Source organism: Synechococcus sp. BO 8801, from assembly GCF_002252675.1.
In the GTDB taxonomy this organism is placed as follows: Bacteria; Cyanobacteriota; Cyanobacteriia; order PCC-6307; family Cyanobiaceae; genus Cyanobium.
In genome coordinates, this window is sequence record NZ_NQKY01000001.1 from 289,904 (window position 1) to 312,637 (window position 22,734).

At 69.3% G+C, this 22,734-nt stretch carries 15 protein-coding genes and 1 pseudogene; 8 read left to right on the forward strand and 8 right to left on the reverse strand.

The features are described from left to right. The first annotated feature begins 47 nt into the window (after nt 1-47). The 3 genes from CJZ86_RS01445 to CJZ86_RS16885 all read left to right on the forward strand — a co-directional run bounded on the left by CJZ86_RS01445 (nt 48) and on the right by CJZ86_RS16885 (nt 3,774). Nucleotides 48-2,150: a copper-translocating P-type ATPase gene (locus CJZ86_RS01445; protein WP_094584172.1), complete on the forward strand. Its 2,103-nt coding sequence runs from the start codon at nt 48-50 to the stop codon at nt 2,148-2,150. After that, nucleotides 2,147-2,569, forward strand: coding sequence for a cupredoxin domain-containing protein (locus CJZ86_RS01450; RefSeq protein WP_094584173.1), 423 nt, complete (start codon nt 2,147-2,149; stop codon nt 2,567-2,569). The genes CJZ86_RS01445 and CJZ86_RS01450 overlap by 4 nt, the downstream gene beginning before the upstream one ends. A 173-nt stretch (nt 2,570-2,742) precedes the next feature. After that, nucleotides 2,743-3,774 carry a YcgJ family protein gene (locus CJZ86_RS16885; protein ID WP_094584174.1) on the forward strand — a complete coding sequence of 344 codons (1,032 nt, stop codon included), beginning with the start codon at nt 2,743-2,745 and terminating at the stop codon, nt 3,772-3,774. A 24-nt stretch (nt 3,775-3,798) separates the two neighbouring features. Here CJZ86_RS16885 and CJZ86_RS01460 read toward each other — a convergent pair whose 3' ends face one another. After that, on the reverse strand, nt 3,799-4,317 hold the full coding sequence (locus CJZ86_RS01460; RefSeq protein ID WP_094584175.1) for a hypothetical protein: 519 nt from the start codon (nt 4,315-4,317) through the stop codon (nt 3,799-3,801). Between the two features lie 60 nt (nt 4,318-4,377). Beyond that, the gene (locus CJZ86_RS01465) at nt 4,378-14,418 is read right to left on the reverse strand and encodes a tandem-95 repeat protein (protein WP_158219478.1); all 10,041 of its coding nucleotides are present in this window, start codon (nt 14,416-14,418) and stop codon (nt 4,378-4,380) included. A 624-nt stretch (nt 14,419-15,042) separates the two neighbouring features. Between CJZ86_RS01465 and CJZ86_RS01470 the strand changes: the two genes are divergently transcribed. Beyond that, a complete protein-coding gene (locus CJZ86_RS01470; RefSeq protein WP_143594005.1) occupies nt 15,043-16,353 on the forward strand; it encodes a hypothetical protein in 1,311 nt (436 codons plus the stop codon). 52 nt (nt 16,354-16,405) lie between these two features. Here the strand turns inward: CJZ86_RS01470 and CJZ86_RS01475 are convergent, their stop codons facing one another. Both CJZ86_RS01475 and CJZ86_RS01480 read right to left on the reverse strand, forming a co-directional pair. Beyond that, a complete protein-coding gene (locus CJZ86_RS01475; RefSeq protein WP_094584178.1) occupies nt 16,406-17,080 on the reverse strand; it encodes a DoxX family protein in 675 nt (224 codons plus the stop codon). A gap of 32 nt (nt 17,081-17,112) precedes the next feature. Continuing rightward, nucleotides 17,113-18,705, reverse strand: coding sequence for an FAD-binding domain-containing protein (locus CJZ86_RS01480; protein ID WP_094584179.1), 1,593 nt, complete (start codon nt 18,703-18,705; stop codon nt 17,113-17,115). 361 nt (nt 18,706-19,066) lie between these two features. On the opposite strand from CJZ86_RS01480, the gene CJZ86_RS01485 reads away from it, so the two are divergent. The 3 genes and pseudogenes from CJZ86_RS01485 (at nt 19,067) to CJZ86_RS01495 (ending at nt 20,416) form a co-directional block, all read left to right on the forward strand. Continuing rightward, nucleotides 19,067-19,345, forward strand: a complete 279-nt coding sequence (locus tag CJZ86_RS01485) for a PM-15 family protein (protein ID WP_094584180.1) — start codon at nt 19,067-19,069, stop codon at nt 19,343-19,345. A gap of 49 nt (nt 19,346-19,394) precedes the next feature. After that, nucleotides 19,395-19,550 (forward strand): annotated as a pseudogene (locus CJZ86_RS01490) (CAB/ELIP/HLIP family chlorophyll-binding protein); the annotation flags it as partial. Between the two features lie 83 nt (nt 19,551-19,633). Further along, nucleotides 19,634-20,416 carry a hypothetical protein gene (locus tag CJZ86_RS01495; protein WP_094584181.1) on the forward strand — a complete coding sequence of 261 codons (783 nt, stop codon included), beginning with the start codon at nt 19,634-19,636 and terminating at the stop codon, nt 20,414-20,416. Nucleotides 20,417-20,425: 9 nt separating this feature from the next. Here CJZ86_RS01495 and CJZ86_RS01500 read toward each other — a convergent pair whose 3' ends face one another. The 3 genes from CJZ86_RS01500 to CJZ86_RS01510 all read right to left on the reverse strand — a co-directional run bounded on the left by CJZ86_RS01500 (nt 20,426) and on the right by CJZ86_RS01510 (nt 21,964). Further along, entirely contained in the window at nt 20,426-20,638 is a 213-nt protein-coding gene (locus CJZ86_RS01500; RefSeq protein ID WP_094584182.1) for a hypothetical protein, read from the reverse strand. Between the two features lie 69 nt (nt 20,639-20,707). Further along, nucleotides 20,708-21,301 (reverse strand): pyridoxamine 5'-phosphate oxidase family protein, encoded by a 594-nt coding sequence (locus CJZ86_RS01505; protein ID WP_094584183.1) that lies wholly within the window; start codon nt 21,299-21,301, stop codon nt 20,708-20,710. A gap of 9 nt (nt 21,302-21,310) precedes the next feature. Beyond that, nucleotides 21,311-21,964, reverse strand: coding sequence for a methyltransferase domain-containing protein (locus CJZ86_RS01510; RefSeq protein WP_094584184.1), 654 nt, complete (start codon nt 21,962-21,964; stop codon nt 21,311-21,313). 54 nt (nt 21,965-22,018) lie between these two features. Here CJZ86_RS01510 and CJZ86_RS01515 point away from each other — a divergent pair, with 54 nt between their 5' ends. After that, nucleotides 22,019-22,426, forward strand: a complete 408-nt coding sequence (locus CJZ86_RS01515) for a VOC family protein (RefSeq protein WP_094584185.1) — start codon at nt 22,019-22,021, stop codon at nt 22,424-22,426. Here CJZ86_RS01515 and CJZ86_RS01520 read toward each other — a convergent pair. Beyond that, a partial coding sequence (locus CJZ86_RS01520; RefSeq protein WP_233133765.1) for a PfkB family carbohydrate kinase occupies nt 22,413-22,734 on the reverse strand: 322 nt, incomplete at its 5' end. The genes CJZ86_RS01515 and CJZ86_RS01520 overlap by 14 nt on opposite strands.

Here is a 22,734-nt window from a genome sequence, read left to right on the forward strand (position 1 = left end):
GGAGCCCATACGGTGAAGCCCAAGCTCCCGGTCACGGTCCGCCCGCGATGAGCATCACCACCCTGGGCTCGCCCTGCTGCGCCGCCGAACCGGCGGCCAGCGCCCCGACGGGGATGGAGAGGGAGCTGGCGCGGGAGCTCACCGTGCTGCGCCGCCGTGTGTCGGTGGCGGCCGTGCTCACCCTGCTGGTGATGGTGGCCACGCTGCCCCACATGTTGGGGATGCACCTGGATTGGCTGCCGGCCTGGTTCACCAGCCCCTGGACCCAGCTGCTGCTGAGTTCCCCGGTGCTGTTCTGGTGCGGGCGGGAGTTCTTCAGCGGTGCCTGGTCGTCCCTGCGCCGCCACAGCGCCGATATGAACACCCTGGTGGCCGCCGGCACCGGTATCGCCTGGCTGGCCTCCCTGGTGGCCACGGTGGCCCCGGAGGTGCTCACCGCCGAAGGTCTGCCGGCCGACGTCTACTACGAAACCGCCGCGGTGATCCTCACCCTGGTGCTGCTGGGCCGGCTGCTTGAGGCCAGGGCCCGCGGCCAGACCTCCGAGGCGATCCGGCGGCTGCTCCAGCTCCAGCCCCCCACGGCTCGGGTGCTGCGGGAGGGGATCGCCACGGATGTCCCCGTGGCCACGGTGGCGGTGGGCGACCTGGTCCAGGTGCGGCCCGGGGAGAAGCTGCCCCTCGACGGCGTGGTGGTGGAGGGCAGCTCCTGGGTGGAGGAATCGATGCTCACCGGCGAGCCGACACCGGTGGCCAAGGGACCCGGGGACGGGGTGATCGGCGCGGCGATGAACCGCAGCGGCAGCTTCACCTTCCGCGTCACCCGCGTCGGCGACGACACGACGCTGGCCCGCATCGTCGCGCTGGTGCGCCAGGCCCAGAGCTCCCGCACCCGGGTGCAGCGCCTGGCAGATCAGGTGGTGGGCTGGTTCGTGCCGGTGGTCATCGCCATCGCCATCGCCACCTTCGTGCTGTGGTTCCTGGTCAGCGGCAACCTGGTGCTGGCAACGCTGTTTCTCGTCAGCGTGCTGGTGATCGCCTGCCCCTGCGCCCTCGGTCTGGCCACCCCCACGGCGATCATGGTGGCCTCCGGCAAGGGGGCCGAGAACGGCCTGATCTTCCGCAGCGCCGAGGCGCTGGAAACGGCCGGTGGGTTGCGCACCATCGTGCTCGACAAGACCGGCACCCTCACCATGGGCCAGCCGGAGGTGACCGATTTCGAGCGCCTCCATGGCGGCCGGATGCCGGTCGGCACGCTCCTGGCCTTGGTGGCAGCCGTGGAGTCGCGCTCGGAGCATCCCCTGGCGGAGGCGATCGTGGCCTACGCCTCCAGCCGCTGCGGCGACGGTGACCTTCCCCCGCTCCAGAGCTTCGAGGCCATGACCGGGTCCGGTGTGCTGGCCAGCGTGGCCGGCCAGGAGGTGCGGGTGGGCAGCCCCCGCTGGCTGCGGAGTTCGGGCCTGGACACCACCACCCTGGATCCGGTGGTGGCGCGGCTGGAGCGGGCCGCCCGCAGCGTGGCCGCCGTGGCCGTGGAGGGGCGGATCGAGGCCTGCTTCGGCATCGCCGATCCGATCAAGCCCGAGGCCCATGCCGCCGTCGCCGCCCTGCGGCGGCTGGGGCTGGAGGTGGTGCTGCTCAGCGGCGATGCCCGCCGCACCAGCGAGGTGGTGGCGGCCGATGTGGGCATCGTGCGGGTGATCGCCGAGGTGCGCCCCGGCGACAAGGCGGCGGTGGTGCAGCAACTGCAGGAGCAGGGGCAGGGCCCGGTGGCGATGGTGGGGGACGGCATCAACGACGCCCCGGCCCTGGCCCGGGCCGATGTGGGCATCGCCATGGGCACGGGCACCGATGTGGCCATCGCCGCCAGTGACATCACCGTGCTCTCGGGCCATCTGGGTGGCGTGCCGGCGGCGATCGAGCTCAGCCGCCGCACCATGGCCACCATCCGCCAGAACCTGTTCTTCGCCTTCGCCTACAACGTGGCGGGGATCCCGATCGCCGCCGGGTTGCTGTTCCCGCTCACGGGCTGGCTGCTGAACCCGATGCTGGCGGGAGCCGCCATGGCCTTCAGTTCGGTGTCGGTGGTGAGCAATGCCCTGCGGCTGCGTCGCTTCCGGCCCCGCCTGCGTCCGTCGGGGGCCGGGACATGACGCCCCACGAGGTCGCGCCGCTGTGGCGCACGATCCCCCAGCCGCTGGCCCTGCAGGTGCTGGTGGCGGCGGCCGGGCTGGCCCTGATCGCGGCGGAGCTCTGGTGGTTCCTCGGCCCCCATGGCGCCGGCGTCGCAGCCGGCGAAGGGGAGCAGGGGATGCAGGAGATCACCATCACGGTGCAGGGCGGTTACGCCCCGGCCCGCGTCCGGGTGAAGGCGGGCCGGCCGGTGCGGTTGCTGTTTCACCGCACCGATCCCAGCGGCTGCGTGGCCCAGGTGATTTTCCCGGACTTCCAGCGCAGCCTCGACCTGCCCCTGGGGGCCACCACCAGCATTGAACTGCTTCCCGAGCGGCCGGGCTCCTACCCGTTCCACTGCGGCATGGCCATGGTGCGCGGCAGCCTGGAGGCGGAGTGATGGCGAGAGGCTGGGAGAGGCTTTCGAGCTGGCTTGTGATCACCATCCAGCGTTGTGATCACCAACCTTGACAATTCTTCTGCTTGGTTGCTGCAGAACGCCAGATAAAAAGTGTTCGAAAGACCAATCCTGGTATCGTTGATTCCTGTGCTCGTGAACGTGTTCCAGGATTGATGAACAGATTTGTCACCGGATTCTTCAGCCAGGCCTCGCTGCTGTTGGTTGCCCTGGCCGTGGCGGCACCGGAGGCACGGGCCCAGGGCAATCCCTGGGGCGCCCCGAGCCAGCAGACGCCGGTGCAGACCACGCCATGGGGCGGCGGCGGTGGATCCGGCGGCGCCGGTTACGGCCAGCCCGGCAACCGAACCCTGTCCTTTCCGGTGCAGGGGGTGATCTGCGACAGCTCCGTCAGCGTCTGCTTCAACGCCAGCGGGGCCGCCCTGGTCGAGACGGAGCGGGAATTCGGACGCCGGGCGCGCCGCACCCTTGAGAACAATCTGGTCAACAATCCCCTGGTCGACGTCACCTTCGCCGACGGCCGCTACTGCAACTTCAACCTGCGCGGCTGCTGGACGAACCGCCAGCGCACCAGCTTCGACCCACGGCTGAACCCCTGGGTGTTCGGCGCCGGTGCCGGCTCCGGCATCCCGGGCGGCCAGGGCACGGTGATCGGCGGTGCCGGTTCCACCTGGGGGCCTGGCGGCGGCACGGCCACGGGCCAGCCCCCCTCCAACAGCTTCCAGGCGCCGTTCACCCGCACCCGCCAGAGCGGCACCTGCACCTGGACCAACGCCGGGATCTCCATCTACAACGGCACCTGCCGTTACGAGATCGTCCAGAACAACACCAACGGCTCCAAGACCCTGGCCTTCACCTTCGACAGGCTGCCGGCCTCGAACCCGCTGCGCACGCTCCGCTTCACCGCCCAGGGCAACGGGCCCTGGAGCATCCAGATGCCCAACGGCTCGGCGGCCGCCGTGCAGTCGAGGGTCAACGCCGACCAGTACCGCTCCGACATCCAGCTGGGCTGGGCCAGCGTCTTCAACCTGGGCTTCCGCAGCACGACGACGGCGACCACGACCCAGCTCAACCAGGCCCTCCAGCCCGTGGATGCCAATGGCCAGATGGTGCAGGGCAGCGACAGCGAAGCCCTGGGCCAGGCCCTGGGCGGGCTGCTGCAGCAGCTGTTCGGGGGTGGGCGTTGAGGGGGGGCGCTAAGGGGGCCTCGCTCAGCCCGCCACCGGCCCCAGACCCTCGCCGGCGTTGCTGAAGAAGCGGCGCAGGTTCACACCCGCCTCGTGGGCGGCGATGGTGACCTGCAGCTTCTGCTCGGCGTCGAGGCCATCCCAGAAGGCATGGAACAGGTCGAGGGAGGCCTTGGCCGTCCCGACCACCCCCACCAGGGCCATCGGCGCCGCCAGCCAGGGGAACACCAGCAGCACCACCGAGAGCACGGCCCCCACCGCCACACCGGTTTTGGCGGATTCCAGGCTCGTGGCCAGCACCAGCCGCACCTGGGTCAGTCGGTCGATCTCGCCCCGCTTGCGCAGGGCCTCGGTGCGCAGGGCGCTGAGCAGGGCCTGGTAGGTCGCGTAGAGCAGCACGCCGCCGACGGTGGATTCCGAGACGAATTCACCGCCGCTGAAGGCGCCGCCGTTGCGGTTGAGATCCACCGAGGCCAGCCCCGCCAGGGGGGCGGCCTCCCAGCCGGCGCGAGGAATGCGGAAGGGATCGTGCTCGCGGGTCATGGCCATCGGGACGAATGGCTTCCAGCCTGCCGTCACCGGGGGGATGGGCGCAATGGCGGCTCACCCCGACAGCTGCGGCAGCTGGCCGGAGGTGGAGAACTGGTAGTTCCAGCTGCGGCTGGCATCGAAGGTCTGGTTGGTGAACAGGTCGGTATAGATGGCGTTCCAGTTGGAGATCCCCCCGTCGCCCATGCCGATCGCCAGCACGTTCACGTTGCTGGCGCCGGCCCTGGCGGCCACGGTGTCGAGGGTGTTGTTGAGGGAGGTCTGGGCCTGGCCCCAGATGTCGACGCCGGCGGCCGTCGGCACCCGGATCGGGGTGCCGCTGCTGGTGTAGCGCAGGCCCGAGCTGAGGATCGGATCGCCGTCGAGCCACGAGCTGGTGGGCAGGGGAACGTTGGTGCCGGTCCAGCCCTGGCCGAAGTCGGGCCGGTTGTCCCACCAGGGGCGCCGTTCGGGGCGGCCGTCGGTGATCATCGCCACCGACACGATCGTGTCGAGGGCGACGTTGGGCAGTTCCTTCACGAGCAGCCGGTCGAGGGCCACCAGGGCCCCGAGCATCTCGGTGCCGCTGTAGCGGTTGCCGTTGGTGCCGGGGGCGGTGTAAGCATCCAGGGAGTTGGGCGCCGGCAGACCGCGGGCGATCCAGTCGGGGCTGGTGGTGGCCCCGTAGGTGATGTCGGGGGTCTGGGTGAGGAGCACATCCCGGGCCAGCAGTTCGCCGAAGTTGGGATTGCTGCCGGTGAAGGTGACCTCGCTGTGGCTGACCAGATAGCCGAAATCGATGGTGTGGATCGTGATCGACCTGGCGTTGGTGCTGCTGCCATCGGTGGGGTCGTCCACCAGTTCGTAGTTGAGGATGTCGGTGGCCAGGGTCTGGCTGCTCGTCAGATTGGTGTCATCGAGGAAGGGCTGGAAGGTGTTGCTGCCCTTGAGGGTGTAGCCGTAGCCGGCAGCGGCCAGGGCCGATTTGAGGGTTTCGAAGGCCAGCCGGTTCTGGGCCTCGATCCGGGAGACGCCGCTGGGGTCGCTGCCCTTCATTGAGGTGGAGCTGTCGAGCAGCAGGTAGAAGTCGACGTGCCGTGGTGCCGGAACCGGAGGGTTGGGCGAGATGGCCAGGTTGTCGTAGTCGATGGTCACCGTGGCCGGATTGCTGATGGCTCCCTGCAGGTCCCTGATCGTGTACTGGATCGGGGTGGGATCGCCGACGAAGCCGCTCGCTGGGGTGAAGCTGATCTCCTGGGTGGCGGTGTTGACGCTCCAGGTGCCTTCCCCGGCCACCAGGAGCGACTGGCCGGGCCCTGCACTTCCCACGATCGTGATCGAAGCGGGATCCAGGGGGGAATCGAGGTCGCTGTCGTTGTCGGTGACGTTGACCGACGCGGTGGTGCCGGCTGCGGGTCGGATCGGTCCGCCGAAGACGTCGTCGGTGGCCACCGGCGGATCGTTGATCGGCGTGACGGTGATGGCGAGGGTGGAGGCGTCGTTGGCACCGGAGCCGTCGGTGACGGCGTAGGAGATCAGGGGGAAAGGGCCGTTGTAGTTGGCGGCAGGCGTGAAGGAATAGGAGCCGTCGGTGGCGATGGTGAGGCTGCCGGCCCCGGCGATGGTGATGGGGCTGCCGAGGGGGAAGGGACCGCTCTGGCCGACGATGGAGAAGGACGCGATCGAAACCGGGCCATCGAGACTGGTGGTGCCGGCGAGGAGATTGCCCGTTGTGGTGCCGCTGTCCTCGGCGATGGAGATGGTTTCGTTGGCGTCGCTGAAGTCGTCGTTGACCGGCGTGACGGTGATCGAAAGGGTGGAGGCGTCGTTGGCACCGGAACCGTCGGTGACGGCGTAGGTGACCAGCGGAACCGGGCCGTTGTAGTTGGCGGCCGTCGTGAAGGAATAGGAGCCGTTGGCGGCGATGCTGAGGCTGCCGACCCCGGCGATGGTGACGGGGCTGCCGAGGGTGAAGGGACCGCTCAGTCCGGCGACGGAGAAGGAAGCGATCGAAACCGGGCCATCGGGACTGGTGGTGCCGGCGAGGAGATTGCCGGTGGTGGTGCCACTGTCCTCGGCGATGGAGATGGTTTCGTTGGCGTCGCTGAAGTCGTCGTTGACCGGCGTCACGGTGATGGCGACGGTGTCGGCGTCCGAGAGGGGTGTGGCGCCACTGTCGGTGGAGAGAACGGTGAGGGTATCGGCGCCGTTGAAGTTGGGGTTGGGCAGATAAGAGAGGGTGGCGAGAGCGGCATTGATCTGGGCCTGGCTGCCACTGAGGGTGAGGCTGCTGGTGCCATTGCCCCCATTGCTGATGGTGGCACCGTTGAGGGCGCCAATGGTCAGGATGCCGTTGGCAACCGTTAATCGCGTGCTGGCGAGATTGCCATCGACATCATTGACGGAAATGACATTCGCCCCGGTAAAGAGAAGGGAGGTCTCTTCATCGATGCTCTGGCCCGCTGGGACGGTGTTGACGGGCGGGTCGTTCGTCGGTGTGACCGTGATCGAAAGGGTGGAGGAATCGTTGAGGCCGGAACCGTCGGTGACGACGTAGGAGATCAGGGGAACCGGGCCGTTGTAGTTGGCGGCCGGCGTGAAGGAATAGGAGCCGTTGGCGGCGATGGTGAGGCTGCCGACGCCAGCGATGGTGAAGGGGCTGCCGAGGGGGAAGGGACCGCTCTGGCCGGCGATGGAGAAGGAAGCGATCGAAACCGGGCCATCGGGACTGGAGGTGCCGGCGAGGAGATTGCCGGTGGTGGTGCCGCTGTCCTCGGCGATGGAGAGGGTTTCGTTGGCGTCGCTGAAATCGTCGTTGACCGGCGTGACGGTGATCGAAAGGGTGGAGGAGTCGTTGAGACCGGAGCCGTCGGTGACGACGTAGGAGATCAGGGGAACCGGGCCGTTGTAGTTGGCGGCCGGCGTGAAGGAATAGGAGCCGTTGGCGGCGATGGTGAGGCTGCCGACCCCGGCGATGGTGACGGGACTGCCGAGGGTGAAGGGACCGCTCTGGCCGGAGATGGAAAAGGACGCGATCGAGACCGGGCCATCGGGACTGGTGGTGCCGGCGAGGAGATTGCCGGTGGTGGTGCCGCTGTCCTCGGCGATGGAGAGGGTTTCGTTGGCGTCGCTGACGTCGTCGTTGACCGGCGTGACGGTGATGGCGAGGGAGGAGGAATCGTTGGGCCCTGAGCCGTCGGTGACGACGTAGGAGATCAGGGGAACGGTGCCGTTGTAGTTGGCGGCCGGCGTGAACGAATAGGAGCCGTTGGCGGCGATGGTGAGGCTGCCGACCCCGGCGATGGTGACGGGACTGCCGAGGGGGAAGGGACCGCTCTGGCCGGCGATGGAGAAGGAAGCGATCGCGACCGGGCCATCGGGACTGGTGGTGCCGGCGAGGAGATTGCCCGTTGTGGTGCCGCTGTCCTCGGCGATGGAGAGAGTTTCGTTGGCGTCGCTGAAGTCGTTGTTGACCGGCGTGACGGTGATGGTGAGGGTGGAGGTGTCGTTGGCACCAGAGCCGTCGGTGACGGCGTAGGAGATCAGCGGAACCGGGCCGTTGTAGTTGGCGGCCGGCGTGAAGGCATAGGAGCCGTTGGCGGCGATGGTGAGGCTGCCGACCCCGGCGATGGTGACGGGACTGCCGAGGGGGAAGGGACCGCTCTGGCCGGCGATGGAGAAGGAGGCGATCGAAACCGGACCATCGGGACTGGAGGTGCCGCTCAGGAGACTGCCGGTGGTGGTGCCGCTGTCCTCGGCGATGGAGCGGGTTTCGTTGGCGTCGGTGAAGTCGTCGTTGGCCGGCGTCACCGAGATCAGGAACGTCTGGATGGCACTGGTGTCGATGCCGCCGTTGGCGGTGCCGCCGCTGTCGCGAACGCGCACCGAAACGGTGGCCGTGCCGGTGGCATTGGTCGCCGGGGTGTAGGTGAGACGCCCGCTGGCGTCGATGGTGGGCTGGACGCTGAACAGGGCGTTGTTGTTGTTGGTGACCAGGAAGCTGACGCCCTGACCGGCTTCATCGCTGCCGCCGCCGCGGCTCAGGCCCGTCGCCCAGCCGGCCACGCTCTGGGCCCCGGCGTCCTCCAGCAGGGTCTGATCCGGCCCCCTGGTGAAGGCCGGCACGTCGTTGACGGGGGTGACACTGGTGTTGAGGGAGGTGGGGTCGGAGTAGCGGCCGGTGGGACCGAGCAGGGGGGTGAGGTTGGTGGCGGCGCTGAAGGCCAGGGGGGTGTCGGCGACGCGGAGGCTGAGACCGCCCGGGGTGCCGTTGAAGTTGGGGCTGCTGGGGAGGAAGCGGAGCGAGGCGGAGGTGGGAAGCAGCAGGGCGGCGCTCTCGGAGGGGGAGGCGATGGTGACCCAGCCGGCTCCGGCGTTGAGGTTGTACTGCCAGACGCCCTGGGCGGCGGTGGCGGCGTTGCCGGTGATGGCGATGCCGCCGAAGGCGGAAGCGGCATTGGCGCCGCCGGTGACGCTGCGCTGGTCGTCGGCCGTATCCCTGAAGCCGAAACCGAGGGCGGCGATGGTGGCGCCGGGAGGGTTGGGGTTGTCCTCGGTGGTGGCGGCGAGGCTGGCGGCGCTGGCGGTGGGCCGGTCGTTGACGTTGGTGACGCTGGTGCCGATGGTGCGGTTGACGGCGCTCCAGGCACCGGTGCTGGTGGTGCCGCCGGCCGTGGCGAGGTTGAAGGTGCTGGTGGCCGAAACGCTGGCGGTGAGGGGGGCGCTGGCATCAGCAAGACGCACCAGGAGGCGGCCGGGGGTGCCGTGGAAGTTGGCGGCGGGGAGGAAGCGGACCCGGCTGGCGGCACTGAACACAAGAGCGGCGCCGGTGGAGAGGCCCGAGCTGGGCAGGTTGATCCAGTCGCCGGGCAGGGCGGGGTTGGGCGAGACGGCGGTGGAGATCTGCCAGACGCCCTGGGCGGGGGTATAGCCCGTGGAGCCGACGACGGCGAGGAAGGAGAACGGGGTGGCGGTGTTGCCGCCGCCGCTGGCGGTCTGGTTGTCTGTGGTGTCGGCGTAGCCGAAGGCCAGGGTGCTGAGGGCGGTGCCGGGGATGGCGGGGGCGGCGACGTCCTCGCTGACGGCGGGGAGGACGACGTTGGTGGTGGTGACGGGCTGGTCGTTGAGCGGCGTCACCGTCAGGGCCACGGTCTTCACGTCCTGCCGGGCGCCGCCGCTGCCGGTGCTGCCCAGGTCGTTGACGGTCACGGTGAGCGTGGCGTTGCCGTGGAAGTTGGCCGTGGGGGTGTAGGTGAGCGAAGCCAGGGCCGCGTTGAGGTTGGCCTTGGTGCCGGTCACGGTCACCGAACCGGTGCCGTAATTGCCTGCCGTCACGGTCAGTCCCGTGCGGGTGACCAGGTTGATGGTGCCGCGGTTGGCAGCCACGGTGAGCCGCCCGAGGGCACCGAAGTCGTCGGCGTCGGTGAAGCTGATCAGGTTGGCGCCGGTGAAGCCGTTGGCGCTGCTGTCCTCGACCACGCTGCGGTTCGCGGGCACCGTCAGCACCGGTGCCTCGTTGGTGGAGGACACGTTGATGGTGAACGCGCCGGTGGCGGAGTTGTTTCCGATCACCCCCACGGTTTCGGCCCCGTTGTCGAAATCGAAGGCGGTGGCGGTGATCGTCACCACCCGATCCACGTTCGGGTTGGCCGGGGTGTAGCGGAGTGTGTTCAGGGCCGCCTGCACCTGGGCCCGGGTGCCCCGCACCTGCACGCTGGCCGTGCCGTTGGTGGTGAGGGTGGCGCCGTTGGCGTTCTGGATCAGCAGGGTGCCGTAGGGGGTGGCGCCGTCGCTGGCGCTCAGGGTCACCCGGATGTCATCGGTGGCTCCCTGGCTGGTGTCCCTCGTGTCCTGGACGGCGAAGCCGCTGCTGATGTTGATGAAGGTGCCGCTGGCGATAACGGTGTTGACGGGAACCGCCAGCACCGGCGCATCGTTGACCGGCGTGATGCGCACGCCGTTGTCGACGGACACCCGGTTGCCGGCGGGGACATTGGCGTGGCCGAAATCGGTGAGGCTGGTGCGCAGGTAGAGGTTGCCCAGGCCACTGCCGGCGCCGTTGAAGTCGGGGGCCCCCTGGAAGCGCAGCAGGTTGAGGGCGGTCTGCACCGCCGTCAGCGGACCGGTGAGGGTGATCGTGTTGGTGCCGTCGCCGGCGGCGGTGCTCAGGCCGGCGATGGCCCCCAGCAGCAGCCGCCCTTCGGTGGCGGCATTGGCCAGCACCGTGCCGCCGGCATCGCGGAACAGCTGCACCTGCACGGTCACGTTGCGGCCGAAGCTGTCGGCGTCGGCCAGCAGGAAGCCGCCCAGGGTGACGCTGGCGTCTTCATTGACGCTGAAGAGCGTGGGGTTGGTGATCGTGGGCAGATCGTTGAGGTTGGAGGCCGTCAGGGCGATGTCGCGGCTGATCCGGTTGTTGGCGGCGCCAATGTGCACCGGATTGCCGGCCCCATCGTTCTGGTTCACCGGGCCACCGTTGGCCCCCACCCCCAGCACGCCCGCGGCGCTGTAGAGGCGGTCGTCGACGCTGACGCGCAGCTTGAGGGTGCTGGCGTCCAGGTCGGCGCCGAAGGCCACCGTGAGGCTGGCGAGCACCGCATTGATCTCGCTGCGGCTGCCCTGCACCACCAGGCTGTTGCTGCCCTTGCCGCTCAGGAACGCCCGTAACGAGGTGGGGTTGGGGGAGGTGAAGGAGATCAGCCCGGAGGGCACCACCGCATTGGCCCCATCGAGCAGCTGGGCTTCGATCCGCAGCAGATCGGTTTCTCCGCTCCCGATCGTGTCCAGATCGCCGTCGCTGGCCTGAAGCAGCCCGGCGGTGGCCACCGCCACCGGGGTGGTGCCGCTGCCGAACACCTCCAGGGCCACGGGTGCGGTGAGGCTGGGCAGGTCGTTGGCCTGGGTGACGCTGATGACGTAGGTGCCCGGAACGTTGTTGGTGGCGCCGCTGATCGGGTTGTCTCCCCCCCCGTCGCTCACCGTGAAGCTGAAGGCGTCGCTGCTGGTTTCCGTGCCGTCGTGCAGGTAGCTGATCAGGTTGGCGTCCAGGTCCGCCTGGGTGAAGACGCTGTTCAGGCCGAGGGCCCGGCCATTGAGGAACAGCCTTCCGTTGGTGGGGAGCGAGGTGATCCGGTACTGCCGCTGCAGAGGACTGTTGTCGGAATCGCCGTACACCAGACGCGGCTCATTGCCGGCGGTGCCGTTGCTGCCCTTGATCACGGCCCGGGAGCCTTCGACCAGGCTGAGAGGCGCGTTCTGGCTGGCGACCGGCGGATCGTTCAGGGGCGCGATCGTCAGGGGCACCGTCACCGGGGCACCGGGGGTGTCGAAACGGTCGAAGGGGGTGAAGCTGAAGCTGTCGGCCAGATCCGCCGGGCCGTCGTTGCCGTTGTGGCGATAGCGCAGACGGCCCGACGCCAGCTGGCTCTGGCTGATGCGGAGCGTGGTGCGATTGAGGCTGCCGCCGCTGCCATCCCCGATCACGGTCCAGGCGCCGCCCCCGGTGACGTCGAACTCAAGCACGCCATCGCTCGGCAGGGTGTCGATCCGCAGCCGTCGCTGGTCGGCTGTGTCGGCCAGGGAGAAGCTGCCGGGATCCCAGAGGGCATCGGCGCCAGGACTGGGGTTGCCGGGAGCGCCGGCGAACACCTGCTGCCCCGAACCATCGACGTCGGCGATGGTGATGTCGCGGCGGTCCGCCCCACCCAGCAGCGGCCCTGGGTTTGCCGTGTTGAAGGTGAAGGTGCCCCCTTCCACCAGCAGGGTCGGGCTGGCACTGACGCTGGCGGTGGGGGCATCGTTGACGGGGGTGACCCGCAGCGCGAAGCGGAAATCACTGGCCCCGTTGCTGACCACGGCGCGGCCATCGCTGATGGTGAAGCGGAAGCCGGCGTCGAAGACTTCCCCTCCGTCGTGTACGAAGGTGAGCCTTCCGTTGTTGATGTCGTCCTGGGTGAAACCGTCCAGGGTGCTGAGGGCGACACCGTTGAGCCGCAGGCTGCCTCCCGCCGGAGCGGCGGTGAGCCGGTAGATCCGCTCGGACGGGCTGCTGTCGCTGTCGCTGATCGCCAGGTCCGTGGCCCGGATCGTCACCGTCGCGCCTTCGCTGCTGCGGAGCAGGTTGTTGGTGCCCAGCGTGGGGGCGGCGTTGGGGGGCAGGGAGGCGGGGGCGTTGCCGCCGCCGCTGCTGGGGGTGCCCAGGGGATTGAGGTAGGTGAGACTGAAGCTGATCGCTGTCAGCGGATCCACTGGCAGGGGCTGGGGCGTGCTGTTGGTATGGATGCCGCCGTCGCGGGTCTGGGTGAAGCCGGCGGGCAGCAGGCCGATGGCGCCGTCCTTCACCGTGAAGCTGAAGCCTGCTGTGGTGCCTGAAGCGGTGCCATTGACGAAGTTGAACCGCAGCCGCCCGGCGTCGATGTCGTCCTGGCTGAAGCTGCCGCCACTGAGCAGGCCCACCCAGGTGCCGCCCCGGAACACCTGCAGCTGCCCCCGGGCCGGATCCGCTGCAGCCGTGAGGGTGTAGGTGAGATTGGGGGTGAGAGAGTCGGCGTCGCTGACCCTCAGGGCCGCAGCGGTGATGACCGTGCTGCCGGTGGGGGTGACGATCGGGTTGTTGGCAGTGAGGGTGGGGTCGTCGTTGACCCGCTGGACGGCCAGGGTGATGACGGCGTTACTGCTGAGCAGACCGCTGGTCCCCTGGCCGCCGCCGTCGTCGCTGACGCGGACGCCGAAGCTCTCGTTCGGGGGGAAGCCGCCGTTGAGGTCGTTGCCGTCGTGGTCGTAGGTGAGCCCCGCCAGCGAGGGAAGGGTGAACGGCGCCGTGATCGGGGTGCCGTTGTAGCGGAGCGTGCCGCGCAGGGGCAGGGAGGTGATGACGACCGTGGGGGGCACACCCGAGACCTGGTCGGCGTCGCTGATGGTCAGGGTGATGGGCACCCCCTGCTGGCCCTCGAAGACCGGGATCGAGCCGCTGACGACCGGCGCCTGGTTGATGGGGGTGAGGGTGATCGGCACCGTGGCCGAGGGAATCAGGCCGCCGGCCCCGTCATCGACGGACACCGTGAAGGCATCGCTGTCACTGCCGGGGAACCCGCCGGGCAGCACCTGGGAGCCGTCGTGGGTGTACGTGAAGCTGCCGACGAAGCTGCTGGAGAAGGTGGAGCCCACCACCAGGGGATTGCCGTTGAGCCTCAGCTGGCCCTTGCCCGGCAGGGAGGTGATCCGATAGATGACCTGCTCGGGCAGGTTGTCCCCATCAGCGAGCTGGAAGTTCGCAGCCGTGAAGGTGGACGTGCCGCCTTCCGCCACCACCAGAGGCGTGGTGATCAGGGTGGGGGCATCGTTGACCGGGGTGACCTGGATCGGCCCGGTGGAGAGGCTGATGGGCCCATCGCCGTTGCTGAGGTCGGTGGCCGTCAGGGTGAGGCTGGGAGCCACCGGCGTAGTGACGCTGTTGGCGTTGGCCGCCGGCGTGAACAGGATGCTGGCGATCGCCGCATTGATGGTGGCCAGGCTGCCTTCCAGGGTGAGGTCGGCGCTGCCGTTGCTGCCGCTGGTGATGAGTGCCGCGCTGGCCAGGCTGGCCGTGCCCCCCGTGGTGGTGATCCGCAGCCGCAGCGCGATCGGCGCCGGCACACCGTTGTCGCTGTCGGCCACGCTGAATCCTGTGATGGCCAGGGGCGTGTCTTCGGCGGTGATGCGGGTGCCCACGAAGCTGTCGCTCAGCACCGGGGCGCTGGCGAATTCTGCGGCCAGCACCTGACCATTGATGAGGAGCCGGTGCTGGTCGTTTTCCGCCAGGATCGCTGCCCGCTGCGCCCCACCAAGGGGGGTGCCGGTGACGAGGGCGGCGAACAGGGCACCCTCATCCCCGCGGGCATCGAGGGGGCCGTTCAGCCACTGGTCGATGGCGTGGCCCACTTCCTCCAGCAGGACACGCTGGATGGCCTCCACGGAGGTGGCCAGGGACAGCCAGTTGGCATTGATGTAGATCCTTTGCTGCCCATCAGGATCACTGGGTGTGTAGGCACCGCTGGCTCCAGAGAGTTCTCCTCCGCTGCGCCGTTCGATTGCCAGCTGGAGGCCTGGCCCGCGCAACACCTGAGCGAGGGAAACCACCCGGGATCTGAACTGATCCGGATCCCTTCCAGCGGTGGCGAAAATGTCACTCAGCAGATCCTCATAGTCACCCCGGAGGGGTAGTTCTTCGAGGATTCTGTTGACGTTCACCAGGGCGGTTGCCCAGAGTTGCTCAATGTCCCCTGACAGGGCCAGATCAATCGTTTGTTGAGGCACGACCTGTTGAAATAGGCTCTCGCTCCTGGGCATAGAGGTAAGGCGGGCATGCCCCAGAAGTCCTTCCAGGAGGTCAAGCCTGAGGAATTTCATGCCTGGATCTGTCCAACAGTTCGCGTCGGCGAGATCCTATGTCACCGCCCACTCTTGTCAGGCAAGTAAACCGGAGAAGGCCTCTCCCGATCTCATCACCCTCGCCTAAGAAACACATATTAAGAACATTAAAGCTGTCATAGAAAACCTTTATAGAGCCCCAAGAGAGTGCATTTCCGGCCACGGCGATCAGCGGTTATCGCTAGGAATTCCAGTTCAAAAGCAGCGCAGAAAATCTTGCTTCGGTTTCGTCCTGACCCTGAACTCCCGGTTTCGCTGCGCCCTGCTCCTTTCCGCCCTGCGAGGACAAACGGAGTTCCCCTCTCCCTGCTCCCCACGTTCGTTCTCGGAGCCGTGGTCGCGATCGGCCCGGCCCGGGCGGCGATCTGTCCCGATGGAACCGAGGCGGAGTTCTGCTTGCCTCCTGTCGTCACCCCGCTGACCCCGACGCCGGCGCCGTCCCCCCCATCGCCTGCCCCGTCCCCCCCGTCACCTGTGGCGGCACCAGCCTCCACCGCACCGATCCGCCCCGTGCGGGTCGATGTCTACCGACTCGACGCCCGGTTGCTTCCCCTTGGCGCCGGGATGGGCTGGCGGAGCTTCAGCCGTGATCTGCTGGAGCCCCTGCCCCAGAAGGTGCGCGAGTCCTCTCCCCTCGCCGACCCGGAGCCGGAGGGGTCGTCCACCTCGGCCTTCCGCTTCAGTGCTCAGCCCGGGGGTTACTTCAGTGACCGAGACGGCTGGCGGCTTCGGGTGTTCGGCAATGGCTTCGGCGGTCCCCTGATCAGCGGTGTCGCCGGAGGTCCCTCCTCGGTGAGCGGGGCCCAGATGGGTCTGCGCCTCGACTACGCCATCGGCGATCTGTTGATCGGTGCCTTCGGCCGCTTCGGGTCACTCCAGGCACAGGGCGGCTCCGTCAATGATTTCGGGGTCCCCTTCAACGGCCAATCCGCCAACGGCAGCCTGGGTGGTGGCGGGGTGCTGGTGCAGTTCGCCAAGCCCGGTTGGTTCATCGGTGCGGCGCTGGGAGGCGATGCTCTGACGACCGATCAACCGTTCGGCATCAGCAGCTCCAACGCCATCGGTGCCCGCTACAGCAAGTCCTCGGTCGGCGGCAGCGCTTTCAATCTGGCCACCAGTTTCGGTGGCAGGATCCGGCTGTCCGATCGTCAGGTTCTTGAACCCAGCGCCCTCCTCACCCTGACCAGCCTCTCGCTGGGCGGTGCATCGGTCTTCGATGGGTTCACCAACCGCTTCTGGAGCGTGCCCGGCTCCAGCAGCACCGTCGGCACCGCCGACATCGGCATCACCTGGAGGGCTCCCCTGCACCAGGGCAGGAATCTGCTCACGCCCTCGGTGCGCCTCAGCTGGCTGGGGGCCGGCTTCCTCGGCCAGGCCCCGGCCAATGCGGTCACCGATGGCATCTCCCTGGCCACCACCCTGCCCGCCGGCTCCCTGACCCAGACCAGTGGACTGGGGCTGCAGGGAGGCCTGGCCTACACCCTGAGGGACAACACCACGTTCTACATCCGTGGCGGGGCGGGGTTCTATGGCGCCGGCACCGCCTGGGATGTCGGTGGCGGGGTGCAGTTCCGCTGGGGGGGAGCCCCACGGGCCACGGCAGCCAAGGCCAGTGGCGCCGATCCTTCCACCTCAAACCCCTGAGGGCTGGCCAGGTTCTGATCTGGAGCCGGTCAGGAAGGACGTTGGAGGGCCTTCAGGCCCCTTCCCCCATCAGTCCGAAGACGGAAGTCTCTTCCTTCCGGACGCTGCCGGCATCCCGGGAATCGATGCTGTCCTTCAGCAGGCCTTCGACGATGCCGGCATCGAAGGAGTAGCGGCCCGGACCGACCAGAAGCAGGGCCAGGCTGCCGCCCAGGTACAGAACCACCAGCTCCAGCACGTAGATGTTGAAGCCGCTGGTGAGAATGTGGTGGTAGGCGGCAACGGCCATGGTGCCGGTGAGGGCCAGGGCCCCCAGGGGCGAGAGCAGGCCGAGGATCAGCAGCCAGCTGCCCAGGATTTCCGAGTAGCCCGCCACATGGGCAAGGAACAGGGGGAAAGGCAGGTGCAGGGGCACCACGTAGTTGGTCGCGAACGCCTGCGGATCGGCCAGCTTGTCCTGGCCGTGGTGGATCATCATCGCGCCGATCGCCAGCCTCAGGATCAGCAATCCGACGTTGGCGAGACGCCCTTCCCGCAGGAGGTAGGACCTCAGGGCCTGGCGGACCTTTGCGGCAATCGCGGTGACGGAGGCAGGAGCCGGAGCGGGGGCGTCCACGCCCGTGGGCACGACAGCAGCGACCGTCGGCCGGTTGAGCGCCAGCATCCACAGGGCGATGAAGGCGGTGAAGAAGCCCGCGAAGATCTCGAGCAGGACAGTGGTGGTCATGGTCGGGGGAGAATTATGAAGATTCTGGCGATTCAGGTAACGGAACGTGAAGCGCTCTCCGGATCCAACCCCAGGTCCAGGCACAGCTGACCCTCGGCCGTCCGCGATGGCCGGCGACGGCCGCCGCCGCTCCTCCTGCCGGTGGGAGGAAGGCCCGAGCGGCGGGAGCCGTGCCGTTCCTGGATCGCGTCGGCGGCGGCGCCGAAGCCGCTCTGGCGCCGCAGGCCCCAGAGCCGTTCCCGGGCCTGGCGGGCGGCGGCGGCCACATCCACGATCGGGGCCGGATAGTCGGGGCCGATGCGGCAGCCGCTGGCGGCCTGGGTGGCCGGGTCCATCCGCCACGGCTCGTGGCGCCAGATCGCCGGCACCCCGGCCAGCTCCGGCAGCCAGCGCGCCAGAAATGTCCCCTCCGGGTCGTGGTCGCGGCCCTGCTTGATCGGGTTGTAGATCCGGATCGTGTTGATGCCCGTGGTGCCGCTCTGCATCTGGCACTGGCTCCAATGGATGCCGGGCTCGTAGTCCACGAACTGGCGTGCCAGGTGCAGGCCGCTGTCGCGCCAGTCGATCCAGAGGTGATGGCTGGCGAACGACAGCAGCATCGCCCGCATGCGGAAGTTCATCCAGCCGCTGGCCCGCAGGGCGCGCATGCAGGCATCCACGAACGGCACCCCGGTGCGCCCTTCGCTCCAGGCCGCCAGCCGTTCGGGGTCGGAGATGCGCAGCCCCCGGGTGGCGGGGTGGAGCTCCAGGACCTCGATCGAGGGCTCGCTCTCCAGCTTCTGGATGAAGTGGCAGTGCCAGTGCAGCCGTGACAGGAAGGCGTCGAGGGCCCGGGGCCAGCCCGCGGCCGCCTCGGCAGGCAGGGTCGCCAGGGCCGCCCGCCGGGCCCGGGTGGTCTGGGTCACCTCCCCCATCGACAGGGTGCCCCAGGCCAGGTGGGGCGAGAGCCGCGAGCAGCCCTCGAAGGCGGTCAGGGGACTGGAGAGCCGCCGGTGGTAGCCGCGCCCCCGCTGGTGCAGGAAGCCGTCCAGCAGCTCCAGGCCGGCCCGCCGGCCACCCCGCTGCCGCTCCGGGCAGGGGTCCGACGCCAGGCCCAGGTCGGCGGCGGTGGGCAGGTCCCGGGGGGCGATTCCCTCCAGGGGGGGCAGGGCAACGGGAGCCTCCAGCAGCGGTTCGGCCATGCGCCGCTCCCAGTCCCGGGCCCAGCCGCGGCGATCCCGGCGTCCCCGGGTCACCCCGAAGCTGGCCACCTCCTGCCAGGGGATCCCCCGTTCGCGGGCCCAGGCGGCCACCCGCCGGTCCCGGGCGTAGGTCCAGAGGTTGCCGGTCTCCTGGTGGCTCCAGAGACCGGCGATGCCAAGGCGACGGTGGGCGGCCTCCAGCACGGTCACCACCTCGCCGACCCGCACCACCAGGGGCTGTCCCCGTTCGGCCAGCGCCTGCCCCAGCTCCTCCAGCGCCTCCCGGCAGAAGCTCCACTGGCGGCCCGAGCTGTCGGGTTGCCGCCACAGCTCCGGTTCGACCACGTAGAGGGGCAGCACCGGTCCGCGCCGGGCCGCTTCCACCAGGGGGCGGTGGTCGGCGAGGCGCAGATCGCGCTTGAACCAGACCACCTGAAGCGCCATCACCGCAGCCGAGGAATCCGCTTCAGCGCTTCGGCAGGTCGCTGGGTCGCAGCACCACGACCACCACGCCCACCACCACCATCACGATCAGCACCGCCGCCCCGGCCAGGGGCAGCACCGTTTCCGTCTCCATCCGCCCGCTCGCCGACTGTCCCCCCATCCTGGTGGGGCGAACGGGGCAGCGCGGGCAAAAAAAAGGACGGGTCAGCCAGACCCGCCCCCGAAGAACGTCTTAAGAAATGTAAACGCGGCGATGGTGCAACCGCGAGGGTCCCTCCGGATTCGCCCTCTGATGCGCTCGGAGGCCGTCCGCGGTCCCCGGAGACGCGCGCCATAGTCTTCATGTTCCGTTACATCAGTCATGACGGTCGGCGAGCTCTACCTCGAATCCCTGTCCACCGGCGTCATCACCCCCGCCGAGCTCTCCTGGCTCACCCACGGCCAGGACCGCTTCTCCCGTCTGGAGGAGGCCACCGCTCTGCGGCTCGGCCGCCTGCTCGACCAGGGGGACATCCAGCTGGGTTGCCGTCTGGCCCCCACGGGCGACCCCTCTTTCGCCCCCGCCTCACCGGCCCCGGCGCAGGCCGCTGGGGTGCTGGAGGAGTGGATCGAACCCCTGGGGCGTCGACGGCATCGTTGACGACAGTCACAACGCTTCACGATCGTTTACACTCCCTTCAAGTTTCGCAACGAACCCACCCATGTCTGACTCCACCACCCGCTTCGGCTTCGTCGCCTTCGCTGAAACCTGGAACGGCCGCCTGGCCATGCTCGGTTTCGTCATCGGCCTCGGCACCGAGATCCTGACCGGCCAGGGCATCCTTGCCCAGATCGGCCTCGGCTGATTTCGGCTCCTGCCTTCGCAGCATCGGCCCGGGTGGTTCTGCCATCCGGGCTTTGATGTCTGCGGCGTTCACCCCGCTCCCCCATGGCGCACGCTCTCGTCTTCGTACTGGCTCCTGAGGGAGGCCTTCCCAGCGATGGCGCGTCCTGGGAGGAGATCCTGGCGGCCCAGCGCCTGGGCGTCCGCAGCGGCATCGCCCTGCGCATGTTCCGCGTCCCCGCCGAGCATCCCCCGAGCCTGGACGACCTGGTCAGCTCCGGCCAGGCCAACGTCAGTGGGGCCGACCCTTTCGAACCGCTGCGCACCAGCCCCTGCCCGGAGGAGCCATCCGCCGCTGTCTCCGCGGATCCGGGGCCGGCGCGGCGGCTGATCTGCGATGCGGTGGTGCCCCATCTCGAGCCACGGGCCCTCTGGCTCGGCGCCTACGAGCTCAGCGGCCCGGAACGGCAGCCGAGCGCCGGCCACCCGGCCGAACGCCTGGGGATCGAGACGGTCCGTTGCCTCGACCAGTTCTCCCTGCGGGAGGCCGACAACGAGACCTGCTGGTTCTATCCCACCGAGAACGGCGACTATCTCTGCTGGGAGAACCAGCGCAGCCTCGAGCTGGCCCCCGGCTATCCGGCCGATTCCTGCCTGCAGGAGGGGCCGGTCTCCTACCAGCGCAGCGACCTGCAGCTCCTCTGGTCACTGATGGCCGACGACCAGGCCCTGACCTGTGTCGGGCTCACCTACCAGAAACGACGCATCGAATGGCCGGTCGCCGCCAGCGACCCGGAACCCTTCGCCACCTGGACCGCGTTCCGCGTCGATGCCATGGCCGATGACACCTACCGGGAAATGGCAAACATCACCGTTTTCCCGACCTGAGCGGCCGCCTCAGCCGGCCTGCTCGTACAGCTGCTCCAGCCGCTCGCGGCTGAGGTCGACGTAGAGAACTTCCTCACCGTGGGCGGGAGCTTCCGGGTGGCGCTGGCGCGGGGAGGGGGTGGAGGCGGCGCTGCGCAGGTTCTGGGTCATCAGGGCGAAGGCGCCGCCGGCGATCACCGCGAAGCTCACCCCGTAAACGATGGGGAACAGGACGTCCAGCATGGGTCGCTCGCTTTTGCCCAGGCTAATGTAACGATCTGTTAATCGTGGCTGCCGCGCCCCCGCAGCGGGCTATGGATTCAGCCACTCCTCCTTCCAGCTGTTGTCGGCCCGCCAGAGGCGGCGCCGGTGGGGGTGACCGCTCAGCTCCAGCAGCTCCACCCGTTGCAGCCCCACCCGCAGCAGCTCGAAGTGCTCCGGCCGCGGGACCTCCTCCCCCAGTTCCCGGGGGAACGGCCCTTCGCTCTGGAGGGGTTCCCCCGGCGCCGGCCAGCCCCACAGGGCCCGGCCCCGGGGGGTGAGGGCCTGCCAGTGGAACGTCAGGGCCCGTTGCTCCTCCTCGCCAGCCAGCGGCAGCCGCTGGCCCCGCAGCCGGAACTGGCTGCGCGCTCTGGGCAGCAGCCAGCAGAGTTCCACAGGGGCGGTGCCGGCGAGTTCGCCACTCTTGGCGCTGCGGCGGTCGGTGAGCAGGTCGAGGCTGGCCGCTCCGGCCCAGCAGCGGAACACCAGGGTGCGCACCCGCGGGGTGCCGTCCGCCGCCACGCTGGCCAGCTGCAGCCAGCGGGCCTGGGGGGAGCGGCCCTGCCGCTCCAGGGCACCGCGCAGCAGCGGCCGCCAGGGGGGCAGGGGCTGCTCAGGGGGCGGCGTCGGGTGGGAGTCGGACATCGGCAGGACCTACGGCGTCGGTTTTTCCGCCACCACGGCGAAGAAGGGATCCCCCTGACCCCCCAGCCAGCCCATGGGACCCTCGACCCGGGTCGGCTCGGCGATCAGCTGCGGCGCCGGCCAGCCCTGGGCCTGCAGCACCCGGCTCACGTAGGCCAGGTGATCCCGGTCGCTGCCGTCGGTCCAGACCTGGGGGGCCTTCTGGAAGAACATCCGGTTCGAGAAGGCCACGATCACCTGGCCGCCGGGGCGCACCACCCGCAGCAGCTCGGCCGCCACCGGCTCGGGCCGCTGCAGGTACTGCCAGCCCGCCACCATCAGCACCGCATCCACGCTGGCATCCGCCAGGGGCAGGCGCTGGTCCTGGTTGAGGTTCTGCAGCCAGTGGCGATCGAGGCGGGGATTTGCGGCCAGCTCGGCCCCGTTGAGGCCATGGCCGATCACCTCTTCATAGGTGATGTCCTCCGGCAGGTGACTCACCCAGCTGCTCATCAGATCCAGCACCACCGCGCAGGGGGGGATCCGCTCCCGGTAGAGCGCCGTCAGCCGACGGCGGAAGGCCCCGTCGAGGTGCTGCACGAAGCGGGGTTCGGCATAGAAGAGGGTGTCATCGGAGCTGTCCAGCTTGCGCCGCTCCGCCTCGTTCAGCACCAACACCGCCATGGCCACCGCGAATCCGTTCTGCTGCCATGGTGGCGAGCCACGGCTGCTTCCGTCATGACGCCCCCCGCCCCGGCGCCTCCCGTCCCGGCGCCCTTCCTGGTGCTGGCCGCCGATTACCCCGAGCGGCTGGCCGCCTTCTACGGCGCCCTGCTGGGGACGGACCCGCTGCAGGGATCCAGCCCCAGCCACTGGCGCCTCCTGGGCCCGGGGGATCGCCGGTTGGAGATCTACGCCCCCTCCCGGCGGCGTCCCCGCCCCCGGGGCGAGGGCCGGCTGGCCCTGTGTTTCTCGCGCCCCGCGGGGGAGGCGCCCCCCCTGCAGGTGCTCCACGACTGGCTCGCCGTGGTGCTGGCCCTGGGGGCGGTGGCGGTGGAGCCGGCGCGACAGGAACCGTTCGGAGCCGAGGCCTGGCTGGCCGATCCGGAGGACAACCGTCTGCTGCTGCTGGTCAGCGGCGGCTGAGCCGCAGCTGGCTGGCGTAGGGCCCGCGGCCATCGAGGCAGGCGGCGCCGCAGTGGGCGCCCAGGCTGATCGCTTGCCGCAGATCCCAGCCGGCGGCCAGGGCGGTGGTGACGCCGGCGGCGAAGCTGTCGCCGGCGCCGTAGGCATCCCGCACGGAACCGGGGCGCTGCACGGCGGCGTAGCGGCCGCCGGGAACCAGCACCCCGCCCCGCTCGGCCTCGGTGCCGATGCGCAGCCGGGGCAGCGGATCGAGATCCTCGGGCCGGTAGGCCTCGCCGGGATCGGCGGCGCTGCCGATCAGGGCGTCG